12 protein-coding genes and 1 pseudogene are annotated in these 7,133 nt (G+C 41.1%); 1 reads left to right on the plus strand and 12 read right to left on the minus strand.

Annotated features, from left to right (window positions below):
• The first annotated feature begins 229 nt into the window (after window positions 1–229).
• Window positions 230–994: a hypothetical protein gene (locus ACSHXM_RS20140; RefSeq protein ID WP_435691917.1), complete on the plus strand. Its 765-nt coding sequence runs from the start codon at window positions 230–232 to the stop codon at window positions 992–994.
• Between the two features lie 93 nt (window positions 995–1,087).
• On the opposite strand, the gene rplQ is transcribed toward ACSHXM_RS20140, so the two are convergent.
• From rplQ to ACSHXM_RS20200, 12 genes and pseudogenes are all read right to left on the minus strand, one after another.
• Entirely contained in the window at window positions 1,088–1,489 is a 402-nt protein-coding gene (gene rplQ / locus ACSHXM_RS20145) for a 50S ribosomal protein L17 (RefSeq protein WP_435691919.1), read from the minus strand.
• Window positions 1,490–1,531: 42 nt separating this feature from the next.
• On the minus strand, window positions 1,532–2,521 hold the full coding sequence (locus ACSHXM_RS20150; protein ID WP_435691921.1) for a DNA-directed RNA polymerase subunit alpha: 990 nt from the start codon (window positions 2,519–2,521) through the stop codon (window positions 1,532–1,534).
• Window positions 2,522–2,543: 22 nt separating this feature from the next.
• Entirely contained in the window at window positions 2,544–3,164 is a 621-nt protein-coding gene (gene rpsD / locus ACSHXM_RS20155) for a 30S ribosomal protein S4 (RefSeq protein ID WP_435691923.1), read from the minus strand.
• A 24-nt stretch (window positions 3,165–3,188) separates the two neighbouring features.
• On the minus strand, window positions 3,189–3,578 hold the full coding sequence (gene rpsK, locus ACSHXM_RS20160) for a 30S ribosomal protein S11 (RefSeq protein WP_007625676.1): 390 nt from the start codon (window positions 3,576–3,578) through the stop codon (window positions 3,189–3,191).
• Window positions 3,579–3,590: 12 nt separating this feature from the next.
• Window positions 3,591–3,947: a 30S ribosomal protein S13 gene (gene rpsM, locus ACSHXM_RS20165; protein WP_235313407.1), complete on the minus strand. Its 357-nt coding sequence runs from the start codon at window positions 3,945–3,947 to the stop codon at window positions 3,591–3,593.
• Window positions 3,948–4,073: 126 nt separating this feature from the next.
• Window positions 4,074–4,190 (minus strand): 50S ribosomal protein L36, encoded by a 117-nt coding sequence (rpmJ, locus tag ACSHXM_RS20170; RefSeq protein ID WP_166425245.1) that lies wholly within the window; start codon window positions 4,188–4,190, stop codon window positions 4,074–4,076.
• A gap of 37 nt (window positions 4,191–4,227) precedes the next feature.
• Window positions 4,228–5,547, minus strand: coding sequence for a preprotein translocase subunit SecY (gene secY, locus ACSHXM_RS20175; RefSeq protein WP_435691927.1), 1,320 nt, complete (start codon window positions 5,545–5,547; stop codon window positions 4,228–4,230).
• Between the two features lie 5 nt (window positions 5,548–5,552).
• Window positions 5,553–5,987, minus strand: coding sequence for a 50S ribosomal protein L15 (rplO, locus tag ACSHXM_RS20180; RefSeq protein ID WP_435691929.1), 435 nt, complete (start codon window positions 5,985–5,987; stop codon window positions 5,553–5,555).
• 3 nt (window positions 5,988–5,990) lie between these two features.
• The gene (rpmD, locus tag ACSHXM_RS20185) at window positions 5,991–6,170 is read right to left on the minus strand and encodes a 50S ribosomal protein L30 (RefSeq protein WP_235313410.1); all 180 of its coding nucleotides are present in this window, start codon (window positions 6,168–6,170) and stop codon (window positions 5,991–5,993) included.
• Window positions 6,171–6,176: 6 nt separating this feature from the next.
• Window positions 6,177–6,680, minus strand: a complete 504-nt coding sequence (gene rpsE / locus ACSHXM_RS20190; RefSeq protein WP_158971303.1) for a 30S ribosomal protein S5 — start codon at window positions 6,678–6,680, stop codon at window positions 6,177–6,179.
• Window positions 6,681–6,689: 9 nt separating this feature from the next.
• Entirely contained in the window at window positions 6,690–7,043 is a 354-nt protein-coding gene (gene rplR / locus ACSHXM_RS20195; RefSeq protein WP_339725912.1) for a 50S ribosomal protein L18, read from the minus strand.
• A 12-nt stretch (window positions 7,044–7,055) separates the two neighbouring features.
• Window positions 7,056–7,133 (minus strand): annotated as a pseudogene (locus ACSHXM_RS20200) (50S ribosomal protein L6); the annotation flags it as partial.

Below are 7,133 nucleotides of genomic sequence, written 5' to 3' on the forward strand. Positions count from 1 at the left end.
TTTTAAGTGACTCCCCGAAGCGAGGTGCGCATTATAGACATAACTTCATCCACTGCAACTCCTTTTTTAAAGTTTTTCTATTTTTTTCAAAAAGACCGCTTTTTAGCTCGTTTATTAAACAAACTCATTAAAGATCTGTATGTTTCGTTAAATTATTGTTAAATTGAACCCTTTCTAGACACCGTTGTCTCAAACATAGTTATTTTAAGTTGTATTAGGTATCTGTAGTATGAAAAAGTTCATAGGGCTAACATTTGCGGTAAGCTCATTAATACAAATGCATGGAGCACTTGCAAATCAAAGTACGGATACGACAAACGCAACACAAATAAATGAAAAATTTGTGCAAATGCAAATTCAACAAAATGCCAGTCTTAGCAGAGCTATTAAAACAATAGTAGGTCATTACCCACAACAAGCAGCATCCATAGTAGGTACTGCGCTTGATCTTTATCCTGATAAATATAAAGAAATTATACATTCAGCTATATCTGCACAGCCCACGCTAGCGCAAGAAGTCGTTAGCATAGCTATTGAGAAAGGGATAAGTAGCTGCACAAGTATTGTAGAGACAGCTATTAATGCAGACCCAAGCTATGTTGACTTCGTGGTAACAGCTGCAGCGCACTCTACCCCTGAAGAACTTAAAGATATTGTACGTATTGCGGTAATCACTGAACCAGATTCAGCTGATTATATTGTTCAGTCTTTAGCCAAAGAACATCCGAATAAGATAGTAGATATATTGCAATCAGCAATCGGCGCCGTCCCGCTTGTCGGTGAATATGCTGTAGAAGCTTTATTAGCGCTATTCCCTAATGATGCTGAGATAGTTATTACAACAGCCGTTAAGGAATCTAAAGCTCAAAAAGAAAATGTTAATAAAATAATTGAAGCGGCAAAGAATTCTGGAGTAAATCTAGAGGATCTAGGGAAATATGCAATTAACGGCGGGGCGACAACAGAAGAATTAGCTAAAATACTAGATAAGTAAGACAGAGCGGACTTCGTAAACCTTTTGTTAGTCTTTATCTTTAAACATAAAAAAGCCAGACATAAGTCTGGCTTTTTTGTATCTTACGATAACTTATTCCGCTTCAGTTTCTTCAATCTCTTCGACTGCTTCAACTTCAGGGCGGTCAACTAGTTCAACATAAGCCATAGGAGCTTTATCACCTGTACGGAAGCCACATTTTAAAATGCGAACATATCCACCAGGACGCTCTTCATAACGAGGGCCTAACTCATTGAATAATTTACCAACAACTTCTTTATCACCAGTACGTGCCATCGCCAAACGACGATTAGCAACACTGTCTTGCTTAGCAAGAGTGATAAGAGGCTCAATTACGCGACGCAATTCTTTCGCTTTTGGTAAAGTGGTTTTAATTAACTCACTTTTAACCAAAGAACTAGCCATGTTTTTAAACATTGCTTGACGATGACTGCTGTTACGATTTAACTGACGACCACTTTTACGATGGCGCATAGTTTTATCCTTCTTTACAAATCAGTTTAACTAAAAACTAGATTAATCTTTTTCTGCGATTGACTCAGGTGGCCAGTTTTCTAAGCGCATGCCTAGAGAAAGTCCACGAGAAGCAAGTACATCTTTAATCTCTGTAAGAGATTTTTTACCTAAGTTAGGAGTTTTTAACAACTCTACTTCGGTACGCTGTACTAGGTCACCAATATATTGTATGGCTTCCGCTTTCAAACAGTTAGCTGAACGAACAGTAAGTTCTAAATCATCAACAGGACGAAGTAAAATCGGATCAAATTCCGGTTTCTCTTCTTTTTCTACTGGCTCAGAAATATCTCGAAGTTCAACAAATGCGTCTAATTGCTCAGCTAAAATTGTAGCTGAACGACGAATTGCTTCTTCAGGATCAATCGTACCATTAGTTTCCATATCGATAATTAGCTTATCAAGGTCAGTTCTTTGCTCTACTCGAGCAGACTCAACATTGTAAGCAATACGGTCAACAGGACTATATGAAGCATCTACCAATAAACGACCAATAGGACGATCATCTTCTTCTGAAGAGCGGCGAGTTGATGCAGGAACATAACCACGACCCATTTCTACTTTAATGCGCATGCTGATATCAGCTTCGCCAGTCAAAGTACAAATTAAGTGCTCTGGGTTAACAATTTCCACATCTCCATCATGCTGGATATCACCAGCTAATACTGGGCCCGCACCGGATTTCACTAGAGTTAGTGTTGCTTCGGTTTTGCCTTCAAGACACACGGCTAAACCTTTAAGGTTAAGCAATATCTCAATAACATCTTCCTGTACGCCCTCTTTGGTGCTGTATTCATGCAGAACACCATCGATTTCAACTTCTGTTACAGCACATCCAGGCATTGAAGACAATAGAATGCGACGTAACGCGTTACCTAGCGTATGGCCAAATCCGCGCTCTAAAGGTTCAAGTGTGACCTTTGCACGAGTTGACGAGACGTTATCAATTTCAACTAATCTTGGTTTTAAGAATTCAGTTACAGAACCCGACATTGTTTCCTCTCTTCTTTAAGCTTTACTTAGAGTAAAGTTCGACGATCAACTGTTCGTTAATTTCAGCAGATAAATCAGCTCTTTCTGGAAGACGTTTAAAAGTACCTTCCATTTTTTTGCTGTCTACTTCAATCCAAGTTGGTTTCTCACGCTGATCAGCTAGCTCTAGAGCAGCAACGATACGTGCTTGTTTTTTCGCTTTTTCACGAACAGACACAACATCATCAGCAGAAACGTTAAAAGAAGGAACGTTAACAACTTTACCGTTCACCAAAATGGCTTTATGGCTAACTAGTTGACGTGCTTCAGCACGAGTACTAGCAAAACCTATACGGTATACTACATTGTCTAAACGCTGCTCTAAAAGTTGTAACAAGTTTTCACCTGTGTTGCCTTTTAAGCGTGCTGCTTCTTTATAGTAGTTACGGAATTGCTTTTCCAATACGCCATACATACGACGTACTTTTTGCTTTTCACGTAATTGAACACCGTAATCAGATAAACGTCCACGACGGGCGCCATGCTGACCAGGTGCATTATCAATTTTACATTTCGTGTCAATTGCACGAACGCCGCTTTTAAGGAATAAATCTGTTCCTTCGCGACGGCTAAGTTTGAGTTTTGGACCCAAATATCTTGCCATGATCTTTCTCCAACTGTCCGTCGATTAAACGCGACGTTTTTTCGGTGGACGACAACCGTTGTGAGGTATAGGTGTCACATCGGTAATATTAGTGATTTTATAACCAGCAGCGTTCAAAGCTCTGATCGCAGATTCACGACCTGGACCTGGACCTTTAACGAACACTTCTATGTTTTTCAAACCGTAATCCTGAGCGGCTGTACCAGCGCGTTCAGCAGCTACTTGAGCAGCAAATGGTGTAGATTTACGTGAACCACGGAAACCTGAACCACCAGACGTTGCCCATGACAGAGCATTGCCCTGACGGTCAGTAATCGTCACTATCGTGTTGTTGAAAGAAGCATGGATATGAGCCATACCATCAGCAACTTGACGTTTTACGCGCTTACGCGTTTTGGTTGGTGCTTTAGCCATAGTATCCCCCGCTTATCGTTTTATTGCTTTGCGAGGACCCTTACGGGTACGCGCATTAGTTTTAGTGCGCTGACCACGTAGAGGAAGACTACGACGGTGGCGTATACCACGGAAGCAACCTAAATCCATCAAACGTTTAATACTCATTGATACTTCACGACGTAGATCACCTTCAACGGTGAATTTAGCTACTTCATCACGCAACTTATCAATCTGTTCTTCATTAAGATCTTTGATCTTAGTATTCTCTGCAACACCAGCAGCAACACAAATGCTTTTCGCACGTGTAGAGCCAACACCGTAGATTGCTGATAACGCAATTACAGTATGCTTGTGTTCAGGAATGTTAATGCCAGCGATACGGGCCATTAACAGTACTCCTCTAAATTAATAGTCATTAGCCTAAAAAGCCCGATAGGATACTTACCCAATGACTAAATTGCAATTAAGGATTGAGGCACTAATGTATTTAGTTGATTCCCCAATCCCATATGATTAACCTTGCCTTTGCTTATGCTTAGGGTCAGAACTGCAAATCACACGCACAACACCGTTGCGCTTAATGACTTTACAGCTACGGCAAATCCGCTTGACGGATGCACGAACTTTCATTTCATCACTCCGTAAATGGCTAACTTATCAGCTAGGTCTAACGACCGTAGCCTTTAAGATTAGCTTTTTTAAGAACAGACTCATATTGATTTGACATCAAATGTGTCTGCACCTGCGCCATGAAATCCATAATTACCACTACCATAATTAGTAGTGATGTACCGCCAAAGTAGAATGGAACATTCCAAGCGATAGTCATGAATTCAGGCACTAAACATATAAAGGTTATATAAAGTGCACCTGCCAAAGTTAGGCGTGTCATTACTTTATCAACATATTTTGATGTTTGCTCACCAGGACGAATTCCAGGAACAAAAGCTCCTGATTTTTTCAAGTTGTCTGCTGTTTCGCGTGGATTAAAAACCAACGCAGTATAGAAGAAACAGAAAAATATAATCGCCGCAGCATAAAACATCACATACAAAGGTTGTCCAGGAGACAACATTAACGCTACATCTTGTAACCAAGACATAGATTCATTCTGACCAAACCATGTTGCAATGGTACTCGGAAACAAAATTATACTTGAAGCGAAAATGGGAGGGATTACACCAGCCATATTAACTTTTAAAGGTAAATGCGTGCTTTGTGCAGCAAATACTTTACGACCTTGTTGGCGTTTAGCATAGTTAACGACAATACGTCGTTGACCACGTTCAACAAAAACAACAAAGTAAGTTACGGCGGCTACAATCACACCAATCAACAACAAGAACAATAAGTTAATTTCACCTTGTCTAGCTTGCTCTGCGATATTACCTAAAGCAGAAGGTAAACCAGAAACTATACCGGCAAAAATCAGAATTGAGATACCGTTACCAATACCTCGCTCTGTAATTTGTTCACCTAACCACATAAGGAACATAGTTCCAGTGACTAAGCTCACTACTGCTGTAAAGTAAAAACCGAAACCAGGATTCATTACCAAACCTTGCATCAGGTTGGGTAAATTAGTTGCAATACCAATTGCTTGGAATGTAGCCAATACTAAAGTGAAGTACCTTGTATATTGACTAATTTTGCGTTTACCGGCTTCGCCTTCCTTTTTTAGCTCCATCATAGGTGGATGCATTACAGTTAATAACTGAATAATGATGGAAGCTGTTATATAAGGCATGATGCCTAGGGCTAGAACTGATGCGCGTTCAAGAGCACCACCGGAGAACATGTTAAACATCTCTACGATAGTACCTTTTTGTTGGTCGAATAATTCAGCCAACACCGCTGCATCAATACCAGGAATAGGTACGAAAGAACCTAACCTAAATACTATGATCGCACCAAGTACGAACAACAATCTTGATTTAAGCTCGCTCAAGCCGCCTTTGGCGCCTGAGTCCTGTCCTGGTTTAGCCATCTAGCCTATTCCTCTACTTTACCGCCAGCCGCATTGATTGCTTCAAGTGCGCCCTTTGATACCTTTAAACCACTAACTGTAACGGCACGTGCAATGTCACCACTTTTCATTACTTTAACGAACAAGATCTCTTTCTTAATAAGACCTGCTGCTTTTAAAGTTTCAAGTGAAACCACTTCGCCTTCAACCTTAGCAATTTCGCTCAACGTAACTTGGTCAGAAACCAAAGATTTACGAGAAGTGAAACCAAACTTAGGAAGACGACGTTGGATTGGCATTTGTCCGCCTTCAAAACCAGGTTTTACAGAACCGCCAGAGCGAGACTTTTGACCTTTGTGACCACGGCCACCAGTTTTTCCAAGACCAGAGCCCATACCGCGACCCACACGTTTACCAGAATTTTTTGCTCCAGGTGCAGGAGCAAGAGTATTAAGTCTCATCTGTTACTCCTCCACTACTTCAACCATGTAAAATACACGGTTGATCATGCCACGGACAGAAGGGGTATCTTCTAATTCACGAACATGACCGATGCGACGTAAACCTAAACCTGTAAGCGTAGCTTTATGCTTAGGTAGACGACCGATTGAGCTTTTTGTTTGCTTAACTTTAATCGTTGCCATGTTCAATTACCCCAAAATCTGCGATACAGATAATCCACGTTTAGCGGCAACTGATTCAGGCGAATTCATTTCTGTCAACGCATTGATAGTTGCACGCACAACGTTAATTGGATTTGTAGATCCGTAACATTTTGAAAGTACGTTTTGTACACCAGACACTTCAAGTACTGCACGCATCGCACCACCGGCAATAATACCAGTACCTTCAGATGCAGGCTGCATGTAAACTTTAGAGCCTGAGTGACGACCTTTAATCGGATGCTGTAGTGTGTTGCCATTAAGATCAACAGTCACAAGATTGCGACGTGCTTTTTCCATAGCTTTTTGGATAGCAGCAGGCACTTCACGTGCTTTACCGTAACCAAAACCAACACGACCATTACCGTCACCTACTACTGTCAAAGCAGTAAAGCTAAAGATTCGACCACCTTTAACTACTTTAGATACACGGTTCACAGCGATTAATTTTTCCAACAAGTCGCCTTGTTGTTGAGCTTCTACTTTAGCCATAATTAACTCCTAGAACTGAAGACCAGCTTCGCGAGCTGCGTCAGCTAATGCTTTAACACGACCGTGATATTTAAACCCACTACGGTCAAAAGCAACTGATTTGATGCCTTTTTCTATAGCGCGTTCTGCGATCGCTTTACCAATAGCTGCTGCTGCCGCTGAATTACCAGTGCCTTTAAGGCTGCTAGCTAGTTCAGTTTCAACTGTTGAAGCCGACGCCAATACTTCAGAACCGCTTGGAGCGATTAACTGAGCATAGATGTGACGCGGTGTGCGGTTAACAACCAAACGATGCGCGGCCAATTCACTAATTTTTTTACGTGCACGAGTAGCGCGACGTAAACGAGCTGATTTTTTATCCATCGTACTAACTCCTTACTTTTTCTTAGCTTCTTTACGACGCACAACTTCATCAGCGTAACGAACACCTTTACCTTTATAAGGCTCTGGCGG

It is taken from the genome of Paraglaciecola sp., assembly GCF_051252315.1.
Lineage (GTDB): Bacteria > Pseudomonadota > Gammaproteobacteria > Enterobacterales > Alteromonadaceae > Paraglaciecola.